The sequence below is a fragment of the Bradyrhizobium sp. CCBAU 45394 genome (assembly GCF_028128655.1).
Taxonomy (GTDB): Bacteria; Pseudomonadota; Alphaproteobacteria; order Rhizobiales; family Xanthobacteraceae; genus Bradyrhizobium; species Bradyrhizobium diazoefficiens.
The window spans coordinates 607,044-630,208 of the sequence record NZ_LBIX01000004.1 but is presented as its reverse complement, the minus strand read 5'-3'; the positions used below and the strand labels follow the sequence as shown (position 1 = coordinate 630,208).

Annotated in this window: 25 protein-coding genes; 20 read left to right on the top strand and 5 right to left on the bottom strand. The window is 64.6% G+C overall.

The annotated features are described in order from the left end of the window. Window positions 1–5: 5 nt before the first annotated feature. From WN73_RS03715 to WN73_RS03635, 17 genes are all read left to right on the top strand, one after another. On the top strand, window positions 6–1,331 hold the full coding sequence (locus WN73_RS03715) for a MotB family protein (protein WP_028175226.1): 1,326 nt from the start codon (window positions 6–8) through the stop codon (window positions 1,329–1,331). After that, window positions 1,328–2,521, top strand: a complete 1,194-nt coding sequence (locus WN73_RS03710; RefSeq protein ID WP_271551497.1) for a chemotaxis protein — start codon at window positions 1,328–1,330, stop codon at window positions 2,519–2,521. Before WN73_RS03715 ends, WN73_RS03710 begins: the two co-directional genes overlap by 4 nt. Further along, window positions 2,518–3,825, top strand: a complete 1,308-nt coding sequence (fliK, locus tag WN73_RS03705) for a flagellar hook-length control protein FliK (RefSeq protein ID WP_271551495.1) — start codon at window positions 2,518–2,520, stop codon at window positions 3,823–3,825. The genes WN73_RS03710 and fliK overlap by 4 nt, the downstream gene beginning before the upstream one ends. Further along, window positions 3,776–4,357 carry a lytic transglycosylase domain-containing protein gene (locus WN73_RS03700; RefSeq protein ID WP_271551493.1) on the top strand — a complete coding sequence of 194 codons (582 nt, stop codon included), beginning with the start codon at window positions 3,776–3,778 and terminating at the stop codon, window positions 4,355–4,357. The genes fliK and WN73_RS03700 overlap by 50 nt, the downstream gene beginning before the upstream one ends. A gap of 90 nt (window positions 4,358–4,447) precedes the next feature. After that, the gene (locus tag WN73_RS03695; protein ID WP_028175229.1) at window positions 4,448–5,680 is read left to right on the top strand and encodes a flagellar hook protein FlgE; all 1,233 of its coding nucleotides are present in this window, start codon (window positions 4,448–4,450) and stop codon (window positions 5,678–5,680) included. Between the two features lie 34 nt (window positions 5,681–5,714). Continuing rightward, complete coding sequence (gene flgK / locus WN73_RS03690) at window positions 5,715–7,190, top strand: flagellar hook-associated protein FlgK (RefSeq protein ID WP_271551490.1); 1,476 nt, start codon at window positions 5,715–5,717, stop codon at window positions 7,188–7,190. A gap of 3 nt (window positions 7,191–7,193) precedes the next feature. After that, window positions 7,194–8,240 (top strand): flagellar hook-associated family protein, encoded by a 1,047-nt coding sequence (locus tag WN73_RS03685; protein ID WP_028175230.1) that lies wholly within the window; start codon window positions 7,194–7,196, stop codon window positions 8,238–8,240. A gap of 66 nt (window positions 8,241–8,306) precedes the next feature. After that, a complete protein-coding gene (gene flaF, locus WN73_RS03680; RefSeq protein ID WP_028175231.1) occupies window positions 8,307–8,651 on the top strand; it encodes a flagellar biosynthesis regulator FlaF in 345 nt (114 codons plus the stop codon). Further along, window positions 8,651–9,061: a flagellar biosynthesis repressor FlbT gene (gene flbT / locus WN73_RS03675; RefSeq protein WP_011089592.1), complete on the top strand. Its 411-nt coding sequence runs from the start codon at window positions 8,651–8,653 to the stop codon at window positions 9,059–9,061. Before flaF ends, flbT begins: the two co-directional genes overlap by 1 nt. A 15-nt stretch (window positions 9,062–9,076) precedes the next feature. Then, window positions 9,077–9,499 carry a flagellar hook assembly protein FlgD gene (flgD, locus tag WN73_RS03670; RefSeq protein WP_011089591.1) on the top strand — a complete coding sequence of 141 codons (423 nt, stop codon included), beginning with the start codon at window positions 9,077–9,079 and terminating at the stop codon, window positions 9,497–9,499. Further along, window positions 9,496–9,762 carry a flagellar biosynthesis protein FliQ gene (gene fliQ, locus WN73_RS03665; RefSeq protein ID WP_008130649.1) on the top strand — a complete coding sequence of 89 codons (267 nt, stop codon included), beginning with the start codon at window positions 9,496–9,498 and terminating at the stop codon, window positions 9,760–9,762. Before flgD ends, fliQ begins: the two co-directional genes overlap by 4 nt. A 78-nt stretch (window positions 9,763–9,840) precedes the next feature. After that, window positions 9,841–11,922: a flagellar biosynthesis protein FlhA gene (flhA, locus tag WN73_RS03660; protein WP_011089590.1), complete on the top strand. Its 2,082-nt coding sequence runs from the start codon at window positions 9,841–9,843 to the stop codon at window positions 11,920–11,922. Further along, window positions 11,919–12,671, top strand: coding sequence for a flagellar biosynthesis protein FliR (fliR, locus tag WN73_RS03655; protein ID WP_271551478.1), 753 nt, complete (start codon window positions 11,919–11,921; stop codon window positions 12,669–12,671). The genes flhA and fliR overlap by 4 nt, the downstream gene beginning before the upstream one ends. Before the next feature lie 5 nt (window positions 12,672–12,676). Next, a complete protein-coding gene (locus WN73_RS03650) occupies window positions 12,677–13,096 on the top strand; it encodes a hypothetical protein (protein ID WP_271551476.1) in 420 nt (139 codons plus the stop codon). Then, entirely contained in the window at window positions 13,093–13,572 is a 480-nt protein-coding gene (locus WN73_RS03645) for a rod-binding protein (RefSeq protein WP_028175235.1), read from the top strand. Before WN73_RS03650 ends, WN73_RS03645 begins: the two co-directional genes overlap by 4 nt. Before the next feature lie 43 nt (window positions 13,573–13,615). Beyond that, complete coding sequence (locus WN73_RS03640; RefSeq protein WP_011089587.1) at window positions 13,616–14,128, top strand: hypothetical protein; 513 nt, start codon at window positions 13,616–13,618, stop codon at window positions 14,126–14,128. Further along, complete coding sequence (locus tag WN73_RS03635; protein ID WP_011089586.1) at window positions 14,125–14,583, top strand: hypothetical protein; 459 nt, start codon at window positions 14,125–14,127, stop codon at window positions 14,581–14,583. The genes WN73_RS03640 and WN73_RS03635 overlap by 4 nt, the downstream gene beginning before the upstream one ends. Window positions 14,584–14,794: 211 nt before the next feature. On the opposite strand, the gene WN73_RS03630 is transcribed toward WN73_RS03635, so the two are convergent. After that, the gene (locus WN73_RS03630; protein ID WP_028175236.1) at window positions 14,795–15,565 is read right to left on the bottom strand and encodes a response regulator transcription factor; all 771 of its coding nucleotides are present in this window, start codon (window positions 15,563–15,565) and stop codon (window positions 14,795–14,797) included. Between the two features lie 822 nt (window positions 15,566–16,387). On the opposite strand from WN73_RS03630, the gene WN73_RS03625 reads away from it, so the two are divergent. Beyond that, window positions 16,388–17,338: a hypothetical protein gene (locus tag WN73_RS03625; RefSeq protein WP_271551470.1), complete on the top strand. Its 951-nt coding sequence runs from the start codon at window positions 16,388–16,390 to the stop codon at window positions 17,336–17,338. A 13-nt stretch (window positions 17,339–17,351) separates the two neighbouring features. Here WN73_RS03625 and WN73_RS03620 read toward each other — a convergent pair whose 3' ends face one another. After that, entirely contained in the window at window positions 17,352–17,930 is a 579-nt protein-coding gene (locus WN73_RS03620) for a MarR family winged helix-turn-helix transcriptional regulator (RefSeq protein WP_011089582.1), read from the bottom strand. A gap of 651 nt (window positions 17,931–18,581) precedes the next feature. Between WN73_RS03620 and WN73_RS03615 the strand changes: the two genes are divergently transcribed. Next, window positions 18,582–19,469: a dienelactone hydrolase family protein gene (locus tag WN73_RS03615; RefSeq protein ID WP_161533565.1), complete on the top strand. Its 888-nt coding sequence runs from the start codon at window positions 18,582–18,584 to the stop codon at window positions 19,467–19,469. 110 nt (window positions 19,470–19,579) lie between these two features. On the opposite strand, the gene WN73_RS03610 is transcribed toward WN73_RS03615, so the two are convergent. Together WN73_RS03610 and WN73_RS03605 are read right to left on the bottom strand one after the other, a co-directional pair. Further along, entirely contained in the window at window positions 19,580–20,848 is a 1,269-nt protein-coding gene (locus WN73_RS03610) for a serine hydrolase domain-containing protein (RefSeq protein WP_271551466.1), read from the bottom strand. A 117-nt stretch (window positions 20,849–20,965) separates the two neighbouring features. Next, window positions 20,966–21,817 carry an SDR family oxidoreductase gene (locus WN73_RS03605; protein ID WP_271551464.1) on the bottom strand — a complete coding sequence of 284 codons (852 nt, stop codon included), beginning with the start codon at window positions 21,815–21,817 and terminating at the stop codon, window positions 20,966–20,968. Window positions 21,818–21,972: 155 nt separating this feature from the next. Here WN73_RS03605 and WN73_RS03600 point away from each other — a divergent pair, with 155 nt between their 5' ends. Beyond that, on the top strand, window positions 21,973–22,689 hold the full coding sequence (locus WN73_RS03600; protein ID WP_271551463.1) for an HAD family hydrolase: 717 nt from the start codon (window positions 21,973–21,975) through the stop codon (window positions 22,687–22,689). A 67-nt stretch (window positions 22,690–22,756) separates the two neighbouring features. Here WN73_RS03600 and WN73_RS03595 read toward each other — a convergent pair whose 3' ends face one another. Further along, on the bottom strand, window positions 22,757–23,164 hold the full coding sequence (locus WN73_RS03595) for a nuclear transport factor 2 family protein (protein ID WP_271551461.1): 408 nt from the start codon (window positions 23,162–23,164) through the stop codon (window positions 22,757–22,759). Window position 23,165 lies beyond the last annotated feature (1 nt).

The window sequence follows — 23,165 nt, the reverse complement described above, 5'->3', positions numbered from 1 at the left end:
CCGCCATGGAGGAGGTCAAGCAAGAGCTCGTGATCGTCCGCCGGCGCAGTGCCTTCGCCGAGGAGGCCCATCACGGTGGCGTATGGAAGATCGCCTATGCGGACTTCATGACCGCGATGATGGCGTTCTTCCTGGTCATGTGGCTGCTCAACGCGCTCAACCAGGACCAGAAGCAGGTGGTCGCGAGCTATTTCAACCCGATCAAGCTCGCGGAGAACGCACCCGCCCCGAAGGGCCTCAAGGATCTCTCCAAGAAGGAGCCGACGACGTTCGAGGGCCAGGACGGCAGGCGTCAGCCGGCTGGGCCGAGCGAGGAGCGGCGCGGTGACTCCCCGACGGCCGAGAAACCGCCCTTCTACGAAGAGAAGGTTCTGTTCCGCGATCCCTATGCGACGCTTGCCGAGATCGCCAATAGCGCGAACCAGGCTTCGGGCCAGCGCCGCGCCGGCGCCCTGACGTCCGCGGAAGAGGACGGCCTCAAGGGCGGCGACGCCTACCGCGATCCCTTCGATCCCGGCTATTGGAAGCTGGCGCCGCAGGCGTCCAAGGATTCGGATCGCATCATCGAGAGCGAGCCCAAGCCGAATGCACCCGTGCGCGACAACGCGACCGGGACCGGCCAGGGCGAGCCGCAGGCGCGCCGTGCCAAGACGGACGACGCCGGCGGAAGCGTGGCGCCGAACGCCGATGCCTCGTCCGCAAGCCTGTCGCCGCTGCTGCCGCCGGGGCCGGCGCCGTCGCAGTCTTCGCGCGAAGGCAGCGCGCAGGCGAACGCGCAATCGGGTGCTCAGGCCAGTGCCGCTGCGCAAGGGCGTCCCGGCGATACGCCGAAGGATTCCGAACCGCGCGACGCCGCGCAAACGCAGCAGCCGACCGTCAAGCAGCTCCAGTCCGCGATCGCGGAAGCGCTGTCGGACATCAAGGCGGGCGCCGGACCGGCGGCCGAGGTGCGTCAGGTCGAGGAAGGTCTGCTGGTCAGCCTGACCGACGATGCGAGCTTCGGCATGTTCGCGGTCGGCTCGGCCGAGCCGAGGCCCGAGCTCATCCGCGTGATCGACAAGATCGGGCCGCTGCTGATGAAACGACAGGGCACGATCATCGTCCGCGGCCATACCGACAATCGGCCGTACAAGTCGGAGACCTACGACAATTGGCGGCTGTCGACCGCCCGTGCGCAGATGGCCTATTACATGCTGGTCCGCTCCGGCGTCGACGCGCAGCGGATCGAGCATGTCGAGGGCTACGCCGACCGGCGGCCGAAACTTCAGAACGACCCGGCGGCCGCGCAAAATCGCCGGATCGAGATCTTGATCCGGGAGAAGCGCCCTTGATCAGGCCGCTCCTCCGTGCCGCCCTGCTGGTGCTGCTGCCGTTCGCGGCGGCACGCGCGTTGGCCGATCCGGCGCCGGCTCCGGCGTCGACATCGGGCGAGCCCTATGAGCTCGTGCGCGCATTGCAGGCCGTGCAGGACGGTATCGCCAACGGCGACACCGCGGCGCATGGCAGCCACATCGCGCTGATCCGGCAGATCGGCGAGAAATTTCTCGCCGCCGATGCGAGCGTGTGGAGCAACGCGCAGAACGGCCAGGCCGTCGTCATCTACCTGCTCAGCGGCGGCGCCCCGCAACTGGTCCGCAAGCTGCCGCGCGACAAGATGAATGTCGACGGACGGCTGTTCGATGGCGCGGTCGCCTATGTCGAGGGCCGACAGGACGAAGCGCGCGAGCTGCTCAAGGACGTCAAGCCCAGGACGATTCCGTCGGGCCTGGGCGGACAGGTCGCGCTGGTCCAGGGCGCGCTGTTCGCTCGCACCGAGGCCTCGCTCGCGATCGAGCGTCTGGACGATGCGCGCCTGCTCCTGCCCGGCACGCTGGTGGAGGAGGCGGCGCTGCGGCGCGAGATCCTGCTGGTCGGGCAGGCCGAGGATTTCGACAAGTTCGAGTTCCTGACGCTGGCCTATATCCGCCATTACCGCAACTCGATCTATGCCGGCGATTTCTGGCAGCGCTTCTCCACCGGCCTGACGCAATCGAGCCTCGCTCTCGACGAGCGCCGCTTTGCGCGGATCGTCACCATGCTGGAGCAGATCGATCGCGGAAGCCGCCTCAAGCTCTATCTCGTGATCGCGCGCTCCGCGATGGTGCGTGGACGGATGGCCGTGACCCGGCTTGCCGGCGAGCGGGCGCTGACGCTCAGCGCCGATGCCTCGGCAGAGCGCGAGCGTGCGCATTTTTTCCGTGGCGCCTCGCGGGTACTCACCGACGAATATGACGGCGGCCTCGCCGAGCTGAAGGCGCTCGACCGGTCGAAGCTGCCCGAGCGCGATCTTCCTCTCTTGAATGCAACGGTCCAGCTTGCGCTTGATGTGCGCAAACCGTTCGCGAGCGGATCTGCCGCCACCGCCGACAAGCCTCCGGCCACGCCGGCGCGTCTCGATCTCGCATCGTCGACCGCGACCCTCGCGCGTGCGCGGAAGGAGCTCGGCGAACTCGAACTTCTCACCAGGGATCGCCGCCCATGACCAAGCTCAACGGAACCGCCGGACAGGCTTTTTCGGGGCTCGCCGAGAGTCTCAATATGCGCGGGACGTCGCGCTCGGCGAAGAGCGCCGGGACGAAATCGCAGGCTGATTCGTCGTTCAACGATCTGCTCCACACCGTCTCGAACCTGGCCAAACGGGCGCTCAAAGACGAGGGCAGCGATACGGCCGTGAAGGCGGGAACGCTGCGCACGCGCCTTTCGCATCCGGCCGAGAAGGACGAGACGGTGCATGATCGCACCGAGGCGGCCGACGAGACCAAGTCCAGTCACAAATCGTCCGACGAGTCGGAGACGCAAGATCCGCTCGACCAGGCCGCGAAGGCTGACGTTTCGAGCCGGCCGGGCATTGCCGCGATCGTCGGACAGGAGCTCGCCGCCGTGCCGGCCGTGAAGCTGCAATCGCCCGCGGGGGACAGGAAGGATGCGTCGGCGCGCGACGGGCGTTCCTCCACGAAGGGCGAGGTTCAGGCGACGGGCATGGCGAAGGCCGCCGCCGCCGATTCCGCGCCGCTCTCGGCAGGTCCGACAGGCGCGCGCTCACAGGCCGCGGCCTCGCAGGCGGCAGCCGCGCAGCAGGGCAACGAGAGTTCGTCAAAGGCAATGCCCGCGACATCGGGCTTCGAGGCCGTCACGGCCAATGTCGAACGCGCCGTCAAGGCCTCGGCCCGGGACGCATTGCCGGAGGCGACCAAGGTCACCGTGGTCCAGCAGGAGACCCATCTGCCCCCGGCGCAGTTCAACGCTCCGCAACAGGTCGCCAATGCGGTGGTCGCCGAGCTGAAGGAATCCTCGGCGCCGACGGCGTCCGCAGCCCCCGATCTCGCCGGGTCCCAGACCAATGCGCCGGACCAGCCGCTCAAGATCCTGACCGTCAACCTCGAGCCGCCGTCGCTCGGCAATGTCACCGTGCGCCTCCGCCTCGTCGGCTCGGAGGTCTCCGTCCACCTCGCGGCCGAGCGCAAGGACACGAGCCAGATGCTGGACCAGCAGCGCGACTCGATCCGCGAGCTGATGCAGTCGGCCGGCTACGTCGCCGACGTCGCCCCCGTCCAGCACGGCTCGCTGGACGGATTCCAGAGCGGGTCCGGCCAGTCGCAGCCGCAGCCCTCGGGCCAGCAACAGCCCTCGTCACAGTCGCAAGGCACGTTCGACGGCGCCGGCACGTCGTCGGGACAATCGGACGGCGATGCGAGACAGGCCCGGCAGGAGCGCCAGTCCAACCAGGAGACGCGTCATGACCAGGACGTGGCGCCGCAGATTCGTCGCGGCCCTGTTTATCTGTAACGCCGGCGCCGCCGAGGCGGCCGCCGACAGCGCGCGCCCCTGCGAGCGCGAGATGGCGCATGCGGCCCAGCAGCACGGCATCCCGCTCGGCATTCTCTACGCCGTCGGCCTCACCGAGACCGGACGGCGCGGGGCGCTCTATCCTTATGCGCTCGGCGCCGACGGTCAGACCGTGTTCGCCAAGGACATGGAGGACGCGATCGCGAATTTCGAGGCGATGCGAGCCAAGGGCATCAAGCTAATCGACCTCGGCTGCATGCAGATCAACCACTACTACCACGGCGACAAGTTCACCTCGGTGCGGGCGATGTTCGATCCCGCCCGGAATGTCGACTACGCCGCGCGCTTCCTGAAAGAGCTGAAACAGCGCGAGGGAAGCTGGACCATGGCGGTCGCCCGCTACAATGCGGGCCCCAACAACCAGCCGGCGCAGAAGCGCTATGTCTGTCACATCGTCGCTCATCTCGTCTCGAGCGGTTTCGGCGCGTGGACAGACAAGGCGCGCTCGTTCTGTCAGCCGAAAACGACCTGACAACATGAAGTTGTGCACGGTTCCCAATCATCAGCCCCGCGCAAGCAAGAACCCTCATTGTAGCTGCAACCTACCAAAGGAGCCCAATCCATGAGCCTGTATGGTGTTATGCGCACCGGCGTTTCCGGCATGTCCGCGCAATCCAACAAGCTGTCGACGGTCTCGGACAACATCGCGAACGTCAACACCACCGGTTACAAGCGGGCTTCGACGGAATTCTCGTCACTGATCCTGAAGAGCGGTTCGGGCAATTACGATTCCGGCGCCGTCGAGACGACTGTCCGCTACGCCATCAGCGACGCAGGACACACGCAGTTCACCACGTCGACCACGGACCTCGCGGTCCAGGGCAACGGCTTCTTCGTAGTGTCGAACGCCAACAACACGCAGCAATATCTGACGCGTGCCGGCTCGTTCGTGCCTGACGCCCAGGGTAATCTGGTCAACGCGGCTGGCTATTACCTTCTGGGGCAGCCCGGTAAAGTGACCAATTTCTCGCAGAACAGCCTGTCCGGCATGCAGATCGTCAACATTGCCCAGGTTTCGCAAGTGCCCGTGCCGTCGACGGCGGGGACGCTCACGACCGGCAATCTGGATCCGAAAGCGGCTGTGATCGCCGGTCCGCCCGGCCCGGCGTCGTACTCATCGAAGAGCTCGATCGTGGCCTACAACAATATCGGCCAGGCCGTTACGCTCGACGTCTACATGTCCCACACTGCGACGGCCGCCGGCTCGGACACCTGGCAGATCCAGGCTTATAACTCCGCGACGGGTACGTCGGTCGGCGCCGCCACCACCTTCACCTTCGATACCACGGCAACCGGCAAAGGCGCGCTGGCCGCGGCGAGCCCGACGACTCTTTCCTTCACCGTTCCCGGCGGTGCGGCGGTAACCATGGACCTGTCGAACATGACGCAGACCGGAACCGACTTCAGCTTCAAGGCAACCGTCAACGGCAGCGCCCCCGCCGCGATCGACAAGGTCGACGTCGACGACGCCGGCCACGTGACGGCCATCCTCAAGAACGGGCAGCAGCTGACGCTCTACACGATCATGCTCGCCGACGTCCCGAGCCCCGACAATCTGACGCCGGAGCCTGGCAACGTCTATTCGACCAATATGAACTCCGGCAACGCGCAGGCCGGGAATGCCGGCACCGGCGGACTCGGGACGATCCAGTCCGGCGCCCTGGAAGACTCCAACGTCGATCTCGCGGATGAGCTCACCGGGATGATCGAGGCCCAGCGCGGCTTCACCGCGAACTCGAAGTCGTTCCAGACCGGCGCGGATCTGCTCGACGTCGTCGTCAACCTGAAGCGCTGAATTCCTCAGCGCCCATTTCGGGCAAGCGCAAATCATGTCCCTTACCGCTGCTCTCGACTCCGCTCGCGCTTCGCTCATGGCGTCGGGCATCCAGTCCTCGACGATCTCGCGCAATATCGCCGGTGCCAGCGCCGCCGGCTATTCGCGCAAGATCGCCGTGCTGGACAATCTGCCCGGGGCCGGCGTCTATGTGGCGTCGATCCAGCGCGCCGCCAGCTCAGGTCTCTACAACAACGTCCTGACCGCGACCTCGTCGTCGGCCAAGCAGGGCGCGATCTATGACGGTCTCCAGAAGATCGCATCTGCCACGGTGGACGATACGGAGCTCGACCAGTCGCCGACGGCGCAGCTCAATGCGCTGAAGAAGGCGCTGCAGCAATATGCCAACGCCCCCGACAACACCACGCTGGCGCAGGCGGCGATCACGTCCGCCAAGGACATGGCGACGGCGCTCAACCAGGCGACCAATACCGTGCAATCGGTCCGTGAGGGCGCGGACGCCGACATGGCGACCTCGGTCGCCAACATCAACCAGCTCCTTACGCAGTTCGACCAGGTCAACAACGCGGTCGTGAGGGGGACGATTGCCGGTGACGACGTCACCGACTACCTCGACCAGCGGGACAGCATCGTTTCGAAACTGTCGCAGGAGGTCGGCGTCTCGATGTCGATCCGCGCTAACGGCGACGCTGCGCTTTACACCGATAGCGGTGTCGTGCTGTTCGACAAGACGGCGCGAACGGTCAGCTTCACGGCGACCAACATCTATACGGCGGGCACCACCGGCAATGCGGTCTATATCGACGGTGTGCCGGTAACCGGCGCCAATTCGGTGATGCCGCTGAAGTCGGGTAAGCTCGCCGGCCTCGCTCAGCTGCGTGACCAGGACTCCGTCACCTATCAGAGTCAGCTCGACGAAATCGCGCGCGGCCTGATCAACACATTCAGGGAGAGCGATCAGACCGCGGCGGCGCTGCCCGACGTTCCCGGTCTCTTCACCTATCCCGGCGCGCCGGCGATACCGGCGAGCGCCACCGTCTCGGTCGGCCTTGCCGGCCTGATCAGTGTCGCGGCGTCGGTCGATCCGGCGCAGGGCGGCAATCCAAATCTGCTGCGCGACGGTGCGATCAGCGGTAACGTTGCCTACCGATACAACACCGCCGGCAACGCCGGCTACTCGGCCCGGCTACAGCAGCTCATCGGGGGCATGGATGCGTCGCAGCCGTTCGATGTGACCACGCAAGGCAAGCCGAGTGGCAGCTTGATCGACTTCGCGTCGTCGTCGACGAGCTGGATCGAAAACCAGCGCAAGACCGCGGACTCCAACGTCACCTACCAGAAGACTCTGCTCGACCGCAGCACCGCGGCGCTGTCCAACGTCAGCGGCGTCAACATGGACGACGAGATGTCCTTGATGCTTCAGGTCGAACGCACCTATTCGGCCTCGTCGAAGATCATCTCGACCGTCGACCAAATGTTGCAGAGCCTGCTGGCCGCCGTGGGGAATTAAGCCATGATGAGCGCGAACTACATCTCGACCTTGATGCTGTCTTCGTCGTTGAGGACCTCGATCACGAACAACCAGGCTGCGCTGAGCAAGGCGTCGAAGGAGGCGACCACCGGCCGTTTCGCCGATGTTGGCCTCGAGCTTGGTGCCACGACGGGAAGCGACGTCACCCTGCGGGCGGACTGGAGCTTCGCCGATCAGCTCGTCGATACCAACGAGCTCGTCTCGGGACGCCTCGACGTGACGCAAACCCGGATCACCCAGCTCGGCACGACCGCAACGGACTTCCTCAAGGACTTGATCGCGGCCCGCAGTACCGACAACGGCGGGCGGATCGTCCTGCCGCCTGCGTCCGCCAACCTCCAGGATCTGATCGGCGCGCTGAACGTCTCGTATAATGGCTCGTATCTCTTCTCGGGCATCAACACGCAGAACACGCCGATCACCGCCTACGCCACGGGCTCCGCCAGCAAGAACCAGGTCGACGCCGATTTCCTTGCGGCCTTCGGCTTCTCGCAATCTTCAGCGGGCGTCAGCGGCATTACCCCGGCCCAAATGCAGACCTTTCTCAACACCACCTTCGATGCCGAGTTCGCGAGCCCGGCCTGGAATACCAACTGGTCATCGGCCACTGACCAGGTCATGCAAAGCCGTATCTCCACGACCGAGGTCGCCGATACGTCCGTCAGCGCCAACCAGACCGGCTTCCGCAAGCTCGCCGAGGCCTACACCATGATGGCGGATCTCGGGAATGCAAAACTCAGCCAGGAGACGTTCCAGGTCGTCGTGGACAAGGCCATCGGCCTCATTGGCGGTGCGATCACGGACCTCGCCACGCTCGGCGGCGGCGTCGGCACGGTCCAGCAGCGGATCACCTCAGCAACGAACAAGCTCAAGACGCAGCAGGACATTCTGAACAATCAGATCGTCGGTATGGAGAAGGTCGATCCAACCGAGGCATCGGTCCGGGTCAACACCTTGCAGACCCAGATCCAGACGGCGCTGGCGCTGACCTCGCAGCTCCAGAAGATCAGCCTCATCAACTATCTCTGAGCCAAGGCTCATTGCAAGGTTCGCTCCTTTTGTCTTGCTATTCGGTTTCCCCGCAGAGTGGTCCTGATGACGTTTGAAGCCTATGAAGCTGTCGTTGAAGAGAGCGGCTATCAGGAGAGAGGCCGCGAGCGACAGGCGCTCAGCCTCGGCATCGACCGGCTCGAGCGGATCGAGAAGGGGCCCTTTAGTTTCGAGGATCTGGTCCAGAGCCTGCTCTATGTGCGCCGGCTGTGGACGATCTTCATCGAGGATCTCTCGCACCCGGAGAACGGCCTCCCGGACAAGCTGCGCGCCGACATCATCTCGATCGGCTTGTGGGTCATCAAGGAGGCGGATCGCCTTCGCGAAGAGAAGTCGGGCGACGTGATGCAGCTCATCGAAATCAACCGCCTGATCCGAGACGCACTTTAATGAAGATCTCCTTGCGGGCGGGCGAACGGATCTACATCAACGGTGCGGTGCTGCGCGTGGACCGCAAGGTCTCCGTCGAGCTCGTCAACGACGTGATGTTTCTGCTCGAGGGGCAGATCATGCAGGCCTCCGACGCCACCACGGCGATGCGGCAGCTGTATTTCATCGTCCAGCTCATGCTGATGAACCCCACCGATGTCCGCGATGCCTCGGCGCTCTACGGCCAGCATCACGCGGCCCTGGTTGCGGTGTGCGAAAGCCGCGAGATGCTGGACGGGCTTGTCGCGATCGACGAGCTGGTCGGGGCAACCCGTTACTTCGAGGCGCTGAAGCGGATCCGGGCGCTGTTCCCGGTGGAGCAGGCTATCCTGGCCGGCGTCGCCACCGACATCCCATTCGAGGCTGCCTGACAGCGGAGAGGCTACATGAACGTCACCAGCGCGACCGACAGCACCAGCAAGTCGTCCAGTTCGACCAGCTCCACGACGTCCACGTCGAGCAATAGCGTCGACTACAATACCTTTCTTCAACTTCTCGTCGCCGAGATGAAGAACCAGGATCCGACCAATCCGATGGATACCTCGCAATATATGAGCCAGTTCGCCCAACTCTCGACGGTCGAGCAGGCCATGCAGACCAACACCAAGCTGGATGCGCTGCTGTCTTCGCAGTCGTTGTCGCAGGCCGACGGGCTGATCGGAAAGACCGTCAGCTTCACCGACGCGACCGGAGCGACCTTCTCAGGCAAGGTCAAGTCGATCTCCATCAACAGCGACGGCTCCGTCGCGACCCTCGAGAACGGCACGAAAGTCGCGGTCGGGCCTGGCCTCACGATCAGCCAGTCATGAACGAGAGAGACGCCCTCGACATCGTCCAGGCGGCGATCTGGACCATTATCGTCGCCTCGGGGCCTGCCGTCGGCGCGGCGATGCTGGTCGGCACCATCATTGCACTGATCCAGGCCCTGACCCAGATCCAGGAGGTCACGCTGACCTTCGTTCCGAAGATCATCGTCATCCTGGTGGTCGTCGCGATCTCCGGCTCCTTCATCGGCGCGCATCTCTCCACCTTTACCGAGATGGTCTATTCGCATATCGAGCGCGGCTTCTGATCCCGCGGGCCGACCGGCCACCACCCTCGCGTAAGCTTTGCACGGCAGATTACCGGGCGGACCCTCTGCCGGTGACCCATGGCCGATACGTTAGCTGCTAGCCTGCCAAACCCGCGACGACTCGGGGCGGATGCCTTTTTTGCGGGCGGCATCGTGGCCATGCTCACGATCCTGTTCCTGCCGATACCGCCGATCCTGATCGATCTCGGCCTGGCGTTCTCGATCGCGCTGTCGGCGCTGATCCTGATGGTCGCGCTGTGGATCCAGCGGCCGCTCGACTTCTCCGCATTCCCGACCGTGCTGCTGATCGCAACGATCCTGCGGCTGGCGCTCAACGTCGCGACCACCCGCCTGATCCTGTCGCGCGGCGGGGAGGGCGAACAGGCCGCGGGCCATGTCGTCGCCGGCTTCTCGAAATTCGTCATGGGCGGCGACTTCGTCATCGGCCTGATCATCTTCGCGATCCTGGTCACGGTGAATTTCGTCGTGATCACCAAGGGTGCTACGCGTATCGCGGAAGTCGGCGCCCGTTTCACCCTGGACGCCATCCCCGGCAAGCAGATGGCGATCGACGCGGACCTGTCCGCGGGCCTGATCGACGACAAGGAGGCCCAGCGCCGGCGCCGCGAGCTCGAAGAGGAGAGCGCGTTCTTCGGCGCCATGGACGGTGCTTCGAAATTCGTCCGCGGCGATGCCATCGCCGGCCTGATCATCACCGCGATCAACATCTTCGGCGGCATCATCATCGGCGTCACCCATCACGGCCTGACGCTGTCGCGCGCCGCCGACGTCTATACGAAGCTCTCTGTCGGCGATGGCCTGGTGTCGCAGATGCCGGCGCTGATCGTGTCGCTGTCGGCGGGCCTGCTTGTTTCCAAGGGCGGCACCAGGGGCTCGGCGGAGCAGGCCGTGCTGCGGCAGCTCAGCGGCTATCCGCGCGCGGTGTCGGCCGCCGCATTGATGATGTTCGTGCTCGCCATCATGCCGGGGCTGCCGATGGCGCCGTTCGTGCTGCTCGGCGGCGTCATGGCCTTCGTCGGCTACACGCTGCCCAGGCGTCAGGCGGCGCGGGATCGGAAAGAGGATGCGCGCAAGGCCGACGAGCGCGCCCAGACCGCGGCCAAGGAATCGGTCAAGGAATCGCTCAAGACCGCCGAGATCGAGCTGGCGCTCGGCGGTCATCTTTCGGTCCATCTGCTGGGATCGCGCACCGAGCTCGGCCATCGCGTGGCCAAGATCCGCAAGAAGTTCGCCAAGCAGTACGGCTTCGTCATTCCCGAGATCAAGCTCACCGACAATCTGTCGATCGATCCCAAGGGATACCAGATCCGGATCCACGACACCCGCGTCGCGCATGGCGAGCTCAGGCTCGGCGAGGTGCTGGTGCTGGTCGACAAGGACGGCAAGCCCGACGTGCCCGGCGAGGAGGTGATCGAACCCGCCTTCGGCATGAAGGCGCTGTGGGTGACGGAGGCTTTCACCGACGAAGTCAAGCGACAGGGCTGCAAACCGGTCGACAATCTGTCGGTTCTGCTCACGCATCTGAGCGAGGTGATCAGGGCGAATCTCGCCCAGCTCCTGTCCTACAAGGACATGCGCGGGCTGCTCGACCGGCTCGATCCCGAATACAAGCGCCTGATCGAGGATCTCTGCCCGTCACAGATCTCCTATTCGGGCCTGCTGGCGATCCTGAAGATCCTGCTGGCCGAGCGCGTGTCGATCCGCAATCTCCATCTGATCCTCGAGGCGATCGCGGAGATCGCGCCCCATGTGCGGCGCTCCGAACAGGTGGCGGAGCATGTCCGCACGCGGCTTGCCCAGCAGATCTGCGGCGACCTCTCCGACAACGGCGTGCTCAACGTGGTCCGCCTCGGCAATCGCTGGGATCTCGCCTTCCACCAGAGCCTGAAGCGCGACCCCAAGGGGGACGTCGTCGAATTCGACGCCGATCCGCGCCTGATCGAGCAGTTCGCGACGGAAGCCAGCGCGGCGATCCGCAAGTTCACCGAGAACGGCACCAGCGTGGTGCTGGCGGTGACCCCGGAGGCCCGTCCCTATGTCCGGATGATCCTGGAACGGGTGTTCCCGACACTGCCGGTCCTGTCGCATGTGGAGGTCGCGCGCAGCGCCGAGATCAGAGCGCTCGGAGCCATATCGTGATCAGCAGCCTCGCCGACAGCGTGCTGGTGACCTTCATCGTGTTCTGCAGGATCGGCGCCTGCCTGATGTTCGTGCCCGGCTATTCCAGCGTCAACGTTCCGGCCCAGGTCCGCCTGTTCATCGCGCTCGTCACGACGTTTGCACTGACGCCAATCCTGATCGCGGTCCTGAAACCTCTGACGGACCAAGCGGCGCCGCTGACGCTGGCACTCCTGATCGGCTCCGAGGTCCTGGTCGGAAGCGTCATCGGCCTCGGCGGGCGCGTGTTCTTCCTGGCGCTTCAGACCATGGCGACCGTGATGGCAAGCGCGATCGGGCTCAGCAATATCCCGGGCACGCCGATCGGCGACACCGATCCGGCGCCGGCCCTGGTGCCGCTGATCATGGCGTCCGTCACCACGCTGTTCTTCATGACCGACCAGCACTGGCAGGTGCTGCGCGGGCTGATGAACTCCTACGACGTCTGGCATCCCGGTGCGAGGCTCGGCGGCAGCATGGCGCTCGACCAGCTGGTCAGCCGCCTGTCGGAGGCGTTCGTGCTGACGCTGCGGATCGCCAGCCCGTTCATCGTCTATTCGGTCATCGTCAACCTCGCGGTCGGCCTGATCAACAAGCTGACGCCGGCGATTCCCGTCTACTTCATCTCCGTGCCGTTCGTGCTGTTCGGCGGCTTCCTGCTGCTCTATCTCACCAGCGACGAGCTCCTGACGCAATTCATGCTCGGCGTCTCGTCCTGGTTGGCGGAATGACCGTCATGAAGTCGCGCGCAGACAAGCTCGGTCGGATGGTCTCGCTCGTGAAGCTCCAGCTCCGGCTGTCCGAATGGCAGCTCGCGCACTTGCGGCAGCAGGAGCGCAGCCTGCAGGACGAACAGGAATGGCTGGTCGGGGCGCTGAACGAGGGCAAGCCGCCGGCGGGGTCGTCGAGCGCGTCGATCGCGCGGCGCCTCAACAGGACGAGCGTCGGCGCGCGCGCCGTGAATGAGCAGGCTTCGCGGCAGCTCGACCAGGTTCGTGCGGAGAGCCGGCGCGTGAAACAGCTCGAGGAAGTCGCCAAGGCGGCGCTCGCGGACAAGCTTCGCGAGGCGGAGAAGCGCTCGCTCGAGGAGATGACGGGAACAAGCCTCACCGTGCGCGAGTGGACGCCACGGCCAGCCAGCCGGAACAAGACATGATCGTGACAGCGACACCCGACCTTGTTCTCGACGTTATCGAGGCCGCCGATCCCGTGACGCAACGCGCGGCGACCGCGAAGCTCGATGCGCTGAAATCATCCGCCGCCGATTTCGCCGCGACGATGGACGCGGAGGCCGGCAAGGCCGCGGCGGCTGGTGCCGATCAATCCGCGGCGAAGGTTTCCGAAGCGCAGTCGGGTGCGGTGAACGGGGCGCCGGTGCAGGTGATCAAGGCGCCAGCGTCCGGCGAGGTCTATCGGAAGTTCGAGGCGTTCATCCTCCAGACCTTCGTCGAGACGATGCTGCCGAAGGAATCCGAGGAACTCTTCGGCAAGGGGACCGCCGGCAGCGTCTGGAAGTCGATGCTGGCGGAGCAACTCGGCAACCAGCTCGCGAAGGGCAAGGGCATCGGCATTGCGAGGCAGCTTGCCGGCGCGCATCCGGCGGGGCCGGACGTGACGGGGAAGGCCGGATGATGATCCGAGGAATGGGTGACAGAAGTTGAGGGGTGAATTTCCAATGCAGGCACAAGAAGGCGCGGCGGTCCTGGTGATGGAGCAGCCGGTCGTGGACGCCGAGGCGATGACGGTTGAAGCGGCATCGAGCAATGCGCTGTTGCCCGTGCTGCTGCCGAATGTCGGCGGCGAGGCGGTGGTCGACAGGGCCGAGGCGGCGAGAGCGGACGAAGTGCGCGGCCTGCTGGCGGCGATCCGCAGGCTCGAGAGTATCGTCGAGGAGGAGACGGTTGCGCTCGCGACGGGCAAGAAGATCGATTTCGACGATTTCAGCGCCCGCAAGAGCCGGAGCATGCTCGAGTTCGTCCGCCTGATGCGGGCGCGGATGCATCTCGGCAGCGAGGTCGAGATCACCGAGGAGGTCCAGCGGCTGCGCGAGAAGCTGGAGCGGAATCGTTCCATCCTCGAAATGCATTACGACGCGGTGCGCGAGGTCGCGACCATCATCGTCAAGGCAATCAAGGATGCCGATTCGGACGGCACCTATACCGGTCGCGCAACGCAGGACGGAAAATGATCAGACTCGTGCTTGCCGGGCTCTGGGTCTGCATCCTCACGGCAGGCACGAGCTACGCCGTGGCCTATTGGAAGGAAAACGGCAGCCTGCTGCCGGCAAAGGACGCATATCTCGACGGGCTCCAATACCAGAAGACGCGGGCGCTGAGCGTGCCCATGGTCGAGAACGGCAATGTGCAGGGTTACATCGTCGCGCGCTTCGTCTACACCGTGGAGGCGCGGACCATGCATCAGCTCAACGTTCCGCCGGAGCCGTTCGTCGTCGACGAGGCCTTCCGCAGGATCTATGCCGACGACCGCCTCGATTTCAGGAAGCTCGCGCGCTACGACCTCTCCATCCTCACGACGGGCATCAAGCAGCGCGTCAACGAGCGGATGCAGGCCGACGTGGTCCAGGACGTCCTGGTCGAGGACTTCAACTACGTCTCGAAGGAAGAATTCCAGCAGAAACCCTAGCGCACGGTCCGGACAGGCGCGAAGCGGCTTTCCGGAAGGATGCTCGACCAGGAAACCAAAGCGCGCCCCCGATCTCGCAGCGCTTTGGTATGGCGGCGCCTCGCGCCTCGGGGCCTTGCGTTCTGCCGTCTCAGCCGCCGAAAGTACAACGGCCTCTGCGAAGGTGCTCCGCAGAGGCCGTTGTCGTTTTTCGCGGCAGCGCTCAGCCGCGTCAGTTACCGGCCGGATAGGCCGCCGGGGCGATGTGCGCCCGGTTGAGGAGGATGCCGACCTCGTCGAGCTCCTGCATCGGCACGTCGACGGTCTCGCCGGCGGGAATGTTGAGGCGGTATCCGACATAACGCCGGGCCACGATCGCGTCGAAGCCGAGGCGGTCGCGGAGCTTCTTGCGCAGTTTGCTGACGTGGCTCTCGATCACACTCTCGTCGAAGGTCGACTCGAAGATGCCGTAGACCGCGTTGAAGATCTGCGTCTTGGTGATCCACTTGCCGTGGTTGCTGACCATATATTCGAGAATACGCAATTCACGGCGGGGCAGGGTGAGGGCGTGGCCCGCGATCTCGGGGTCGCGCCCGTTGAAGAAGACCTGGATCCTGGTCTCGCAGGGTCTCGGCAACTCGCCCACCCGGCGGCGCGCGATCGCGGCCGTTCGGGCGAGGATCTCGCGCAGGTGAATCGGCACGTACACGACGTCGTCAACGCCCGATTCGAACAGCTCCAGCGTGTTCTTGAGCATCTTCTGGCCGCTCATGGCGATGATGGGAGCCGAGGAGCGCTTGCGCATCGCCCGCGGCAGGCTTCCGCGGGCGTCGCAATCCCCGAGGAGGAAGGCGTCGACCGCTGCCAGGTCCGATTCACTCGCAGATTGCAGCCAGTCCCAGAATTCTCCGGAGGAGAAGCCGATCGACGATACGCCTTCGCGAACGAGCCCTCCAACGTAGCTGTTCGTGACGCTCTCACGATCATCAACGATAATATACATCAGTCTTTCGCCCCTGTTTCGCACTTATCGCGGCCGGTTGGTTGTTGTGATGCCCGGCTCGGCGACCATGCTGTTTGACGATATTTCCATCCCGCGAACCGTTGTTATGGTTTCGATATTCGCGGGCAGCCCTACGCATTCAGTGCCTGCGTTTTCCGCGGGCCTGTTACTTCGACTCGATACTGAACGCTTACTGCGTGAGGCTCGGCGGGTGTCTTACGGATCACCTCGCGGAGCGGATTGAGACAGCGACCTAGAACAGTTGCGCCAAGTTGCTTATCGCGTCCGAACGCTACTGAACCTTGCCGATCTCCTCGCCAACTGGCGAGAATCACTTGGATAGGACCGTAACAATTGCCGATTTCCGATCAAGCGCGCGCATCAAAGCGATTGCTATGTGTGTTTGATGCTGTTGGTTTGTTTCGAGTTGTTTCTTGATATATTCAATCGCATCAGTTGATTTGGATTTTGAACTAGTTTTGCACCGTGACGGATCTATAGTTCCGCATCCCTGTATAATCACAGCTATTTCGGGTGGTGCTGCGGGGTAGGCGTATGGAGGGGTTTTCAACCCCGGATTGACTCTCTCCACCGGTTTTCCACATGCGACAATTCGACTCATGTGTGGCGAGGCGACTCCAGCTTGGCGAAATCTTGGCGAGGGTGTGTCTTTCGAGTCGCACTCTCGCCACGTGCGTGACGCGTTTGACTCATGCGACGTCGCATCGTGCGTCATGAAAAGTTTTCGATGCGCACGTTTCGGGCAAGCTTCGACAAATAAATTCGTCGTTCGATAGATCTAACCGAACGGAGCATTCTCGCATGTTGTCCGATGGAAAAGCTCGTCCCAACGAGACCGCTGACGTTTCCTCGGCGGCGAAGCCGGCTCCGGAGCCACGCAATACAAGGGACAGCGCGACGCAAACAGCCAAGCCTGCCGCGAGCGCAAAGCGTGCGTCGGCTGCGGCGAGCGACGAAGCGCTGGCGAAAGAGGCGCTCGAGGGGCTGAAGCGCATTCGCGCCAAGGCGCGCCTCGACAAGATGGCGATACCCAAGCCCGCGCCGGTCGTGATGAAGCCGGCCGTGATCGTGGCCAAGCCGCCGCCGCCCCGTCCGACCTGGGTCGCGCCGCTCGCAACGTTGGCGGTCGCCGCCATCCTGGTGGTCTGCGCCTGCACCGGTGTGATCGCCTATCTCACCACGCAGCCCGCCCAGAACAATGTCGCAGCCAATACGGAGATCAGGAATCTGCGCGAGACGGTCGCCCAGCTGCGCAAGCAGGTGTCGGGCGTGTCCGAAAATCTCGACGGCCTGCGCACCGCGGTCGATCAATCGAGCAAGGCGACCAACGATCGCTTCGGCAGGTTTGCCGAGAATCTGGACCGCATCGAGCGGGTGAGCTCGTCCTCGACGGTCAAGCTCGACAAGCTCGCCCAGGCGCAAGCCCAGGCTCCGGCGCCGACAGTGGCGCAATCGCAGCCGTCGTCGCAGGCCGCGCCGATGATGGCTTCGCTCGCAGCGCCCGATGTCACGGGCTCGGTGTCTCCCTCCGAGCGCGCATCAATGCCGCGGAAGGTGGTCAAGGGCTGGTCGGTGCGCCAGGCCTATGAGGGGATTGCGATCCTGCAAAGCCCGAACGGCGTCATCGAGGCCGTGCTGGGGCAGCAGGTGCCCGGCCTTGGCCGCATCGAGGAGATCCGGAACGAGAACGGGCGCCTTGTGGTCGAATCCAGCGGGGGCGTGATCTACTCGTCGCGCAAGGCAACGCCGTGATCGAGCGCCGCCTCTATTGGCGGTGATGCTCGAAGCTGGTGCATAGCAGATCGACCTCCGGCTCCGCGATTGGCGCGCGAAACAGGCGGCAGCTGAACTCGACCGTCGTCTTGCCGTCCGCCGCGGTGCGATCTTCCCGGAGGAAGATGCAGCGCTTGCAGACGTCGGTATGGTGCCGCTGCTCGGCCGCGTCCGACTGGTCCAGCACGTGGCGGAGCGCGTCGCGGAAGCGGATCTTGGCCTCGTCGTCGAGCACGGCAATCGCCTCGACGAGAACGTTAACGGGATCGCGCGCCAGGAACTTCTTGCCCGGCTGCGTAACGCTCAGCATCACCGACCGCTTGTCCTTGGCCGAGCGCTTTCGCTCGAGATAGCCGAGCCGTTCCAGCTCACCGATGATGAACGAGGCGGTGCCGCGCGTGGTGCCGACGTAACTCGCGAGCGCCGAGGGCGTGCGGGAAAACCGGTTGGCGCGGGAGAGGAAGCGCAGCGCCATCCACTCGCGATCGCGCAAGCCGTGCTTGGTGCCTTCGAACCAGAGGATTCGTGCGACCTGCTCCAACAGTTCAATCGATTCGCGAGCCAAATTCATTTCACTTCCAAGTCGGATAAAGCCTTATTCAACTGAGCCTTCGGGGGAGCGCAATCGGGGTGGACGAGAATGAAACCCGCGGGCGATCCTTGGTCGGACGGCGCGCCCACTGGGAAGACGTCCTCCGTTTCCGGAGATGGAACTTCCGGCCGTGGAACTAGAGCGTCACAAAGAAAGTTCGAGTAAACCGCGCGGCTCAACTCTTCTGAAAATTTCAGTCAAATGACGGCGGCTCGCGTGCGGGATTCCGACAGCGCGCAACATCCCGGCAACATGATGTGTCGTTGCGGCCACCATGCAGCCCATTTGTTGCGGCGATTCGTTTCGAATTGCGCGAGGGGGCGGAGTGTCTGCAGCTTCTGACCGCGTGAGGCGCGGCGGAAGAACCCCTATTTTCGGTTAATGGATGTTGCGCCGCAGCGCAGCCACGCGGTTAAATCGGGCACACGATCAAATCCGGAAAGCTTGCGCGTGGCCTTGCGCGGACGATCGCCGGCCAGTCTCGATTCAGCTCAGGCAGGACATGGGGGAGCGGCGTCAGGGACACGCCTGAAGACCGCATGCTCGCAGGCTGGTGATTTGCGTTTCCTCGGCAACTATTGGCGAATGCGTCGCCCCCGGGGGTACCAGGCAGCAGGAAGGAATAGACTGATGAGTTTCGAAACGATCATGACATCCGACGTCGTCGGGCTGACGAAAGTTGCCCCAGTCTCGCGCCGCGGATTCATGAGCGCGACCGCGGCCGTCGCCGCTGGCTACACGCTTGCGGCAGGTCCCGTCCGTGCCGAGGTGATCGCGACGGATACCAAGGGCCTCCAGGCCGGCGACGCCAGGATCAAGGTCGGCTCCGAGGAGATGCCTGCCTATTTCGCCCGCCCCGCCGGCAACACCAAGGCGCCGGTGATCATCGTGGCGATGGAGATTTTCGGCCTGCACGAATACATCAAGGACGTGACGCGGCGCCTGGCCAAGCTCGGCGCATTCGCAATCGCGCCCGACTATTACTTCCGCAAGGGCGTCGACCTGACCAAGGTGACCGACATCAAGGATCTGTTGGCGGTCGTGAATGCCAAGCCGGACGCCGAGCTACTGTCCGATCTCGACGCGACGGTGGCGTGGGCGGGATCGCAGGGCGGCGATACCGCCAAGCTCGGTATCATCGGCTTCTGCCGCGGCGGGCGCACCGTCTGGGAATATGCCGCTCACGGCGGTACTCTCAAGGCTGGTGTCGCCTTCTATGGGACGGTGGTCGACCCCGCCAATCCACTGTGGCCGAAGAGCCCGCTCCAGCTCGCACCCGAGATGAAGACGCCGGTGCTCGGCCTCTATGGCGGCGCCGATACCGGCATTCCCGTTGCGCAGGTCGAGCAGCTCAAGGCGGCGCTCGAGCAGAACAAGAAGACGGCCGAATTCAAGATCTACCCCGAAGCGCCGCACGGCTTCCATGCCGACTACCGCGGCAGCTACCGCAAGGACGCCGCGGAAGATGCCTGGAAGCAGGCCGAGGCCTGGTTCAAGAAATATGGCGTCCTGAGCTGACGCCGGAGCATGATCCGGAAAAGTGTGCAGCGGTTTTCCGACAAGATCATGCTCAAGCAATTCAAGAGGGCGGCCCGCACGGCCGCCCTTTCTGTTTCAGCGTGCCGATCTCACTTCACCATCGCGCCATAGACGATGTCCTGGACCTGCTCGCGATAGTATTTCCTGAGCTCACCGGGCGCCGCCGTTCCCACCACGACGACGAGACGCTCCCTGGGATCGCAGAAGAACTGCGTTCCGAACGCGCCGTTCCAGGTGAACTCGCCGGGGTTGCCGGGGACCGACGACACCCCTTCGCCGGTGCGGACCGCAACCGCGAGGCCAAAGCCGAAACCGGCGCGATGCGGCTCGATGACCGCCACGTTGTTCTTGATCTCGGGGCCGAGATGGTTGGTCGTCATGTGATGCACGGTCTTCGGGCCGAGGATGCGCTGGCCGTCGAGCTCGCCGCCGTTGAGCAGCATCTGCCCGAAGCGGATGTAGTCGCCGACCGTCGCGAACGAACAGGCGCCGCCGCAGTCGAACCTGGTCGGCGTGTCCAGCAGCTTGATGGCTTGCGGCTTCCCCGTCAGCGGATCGTTGGCGAACGGGCGGGCGAGGCGAGGGCGCTGCGCGTCGGTCGGGTGGAAGGTCGCGTCCTTCATGCCGAGCGGCAGCCACACATTGGCGGCGAGATAGTCGCCGAGCCGCTGTTCGCTCACCTTCTCGACGACGGCGCCGAGCACATCGATCGAAAAGCCGTATTCGAACTCGGTCGAGGGCTGATGCGCCAGCGGCAGCTTTGTGATGCGGTCGACGAAGGCCTGCGTGTCGCCTTCGATCGCCGGCGCGACGCCATCAGGGTATTGCCGCGCCACCGGGCTCGAACTGTCCGGGCGACCGCCATACATCAATCCGGACGTATGCCGGTAGAGATCGTGGATGAAGATCGGCGAGGCCTGCGGCTCGAGCTTGAGCGAGCCGTCGGCCTGCTGAACGCCGACCTTCATGTCGGCAAAGCCGGGATAGTAGTCGGACAGCCTGGCCTGGAGCGGCAACTGGCCCTTCTCCATCAGCGTCAGGCCTGCGACTGCGGCCATCGGCTTGGTCATCGAGGCCAGCGCGAAGATCGCGTCGACCGGCATCGGCGTGCCCTTGTCCGGATCGAGCAGGCCATAGGCCTTGTAGTGCACGAGCTTGCCGTCACGCGCCACTGCGACGACGGCGCCGGGCACGCGCTTTGCGGCGATTTCGCGGGCGAAGAAACTGTCGAGCCGTGCAAGACCCTGCTTCGAGAAACCGGCGTCGTCAGGATTGGCTTCGGGCAGCGGTGCGGCGCGCGCTGCACCGAATGCGATGACGGCAGCCGCCGCCGCGATCATGGCGATCGTCTTCTTCATTGTATCCTCCCAAGGCGAGCTCGTTTCGTTGTGGCTCGCGCGGCACCTAGATCACGATCGCACTGGGGCGAAGTCAAGCGCAGGCAGGGCATGTCTGGGAGGCGTCGGAGGTGGATCCTATCGTCCTTCGCCCGCGCGCCACAGTGCATCCAGGGCGTGGCGGTAGGTCGGATAGGCCAGCGTGACGCCGAGCTCGCGCTTCAATTTCGCGTTGGAGACGCGGGCGCTGCTGGCATAGAAGCTGCGCGCCATCGCCGACATCTCGGCGGTCTCGAACGCCTCTTCGGGCGGCGGCGCGACGCCCATGAGCTGGGCGGCATAGGCGATCACGTCCTGCGGCGGCGCGGGCTCGTCGTCGCAGACGTTCCAGGTGCCGCTGCCCTGGTGACGAATCGCGGCCATGATCGCGCTTGCGATGTCGTCGGCGTGGATGCGGTTGAAGACCTGTCCGGGCTTGATGATGCGCCGGGCCGTTCCGGCGCGCAGCGTCACCAGCGCATTGCGGCCGGGACCGTAGATGCCTGCAAGCCGCAGGATCGCGACATCGCCGCGCCCGATATCCGTCCAGGCCTGCTCCGCTGCGAGCCGCATGCGTGTGCGGTCGAGCGCGGCCTGCGGCGGCGTGCTTTCGTCCACCCAGCTTCCTGCGTGATCGCCATAGACGCCGATCGTGGACAGGTAGATGATCTTGCGCTGACGGCCCGCCGCCAGCACGTCCGCGCAGGCCGCGATTGCGGGATCGCCGGCGCTGCCGGGCGGGATCGAGATGAGAAGGACATCGGCGTCGTTGATACGTTCAGCCGTCTCGCGGGCCGGAAGGCTGCCGGAAAACGGATGCACCTCGATGCCTGCAAGGTCATCCCGTTTCGCGGGATCGCGCACCGTGCCGGCGATGTGCGAGAACGTGCCGCCGAATCTGCGGACGAAATGCCTGGCGCTGTAGCCGAAGCCTAGAATGAAGAGCCGCATGCCTCTCCCGTGCAGGTCGGAGTTCCCGTCGCGCCAGCTGCGCGCCTCCGCTCATAAGGGATTTTTGGGTCCGGCAAAAGATATTGCAATTTTACGCGCCCGCCAGTGCAAGCGATGATCGCTCGTCACTGAGACGTCATGAGGAAGCGTCGATCATGCAGGCAGAAGCGACCGCCATAGCGCCATTGGACGCCGCGGAGCTGATCCGGCGCGCGGCCGCGCTGATCTTCGATGTCGACGGCACCCTGGCCGAGACGGAGGAACTGCATCGGCAGGCCTTCAACCATGCCTTTGTCCGCCACGGTCTCGACTGGCATTGGGACCGCGCCGTCTACAAGGACCTGCTGCGGGTGACAGGCGGCAAGGAGCGAATTCGCGCTCACCACGCTCGGCTGCGGATTGCCCGGCCATTGTCAGACGAAGACATCGCCGAGCTCCACCGCGTCAAGACCGCGCATTACGCCGAGCTGATCGAGACCGGCTGTTGCCCGCTGCGGCCGGGCGTGACGGACCTTCTGACCGCGGCGAAGGCGCGTGGCCAGCGGCTTGCGATCGCGACCACCACCTCGCACGGCAACATCGATGCGCTGCTGTCGCGGGCGCTGGGGATGCGCTGGGCCGCGGACTTCGATGCGATCGTTGCCGGCGACGACGTCCGCTACAAGAAGCCTGCGCCGGATGTCTATCTCGAAGTCCTGGCGCGGCTGACGCTGGAGGCCTCCGACTGCGTCGCAATCGAGGATTCCGCCAACGGCCTGATTGCGGCATCGCGGGCGAACATCCCGGTTCTGATCACCCGCAGCATGTTCTTCCGGGACGATGATTTCGGCGCGGCGCGGTTCGTGCTGGACGATCTGTCGGGGCTTCGATGAGGTCGCCAACTAAAAAACTGAAAAACAACCCCATGCACAGTAGAACGGGCCGGCGGGCCTGCCGCCTTCAGTGGACGCGGTGACTCGCTCTATCGTCTTCAGCCTGCTCGACAATCTGCGCAATCGGGCTCGACTGATGGTGAACCAGGCGCCAGTCGTCGCCGACGCGGCGAAAATGGTTGGCCGCGGCCAAGGCGGTGCCGTCGACGATCTCGATGCAGAGCACGCGCGCGCAGTCGCCGTCGACGATGGCCTGCGGCTCGGCGCAGACGATCTGCGGCCGCTCCGGATTTTGCAGGATGTCGCGCCAGCTCCCGATCACGGTCGCCCGCCCGATGATCGCAGGCCAGCCGGGATGGATGCAGGAGATGGCGTCGTCATCCGCCCACATCTGTTCCATTCCGGCGAAGTCGCCCGTTGAAAAGGCGGCGTAGAAGGCCGCGTTCGCGGCGATGACCTTGCTGTCCTTTGCCATG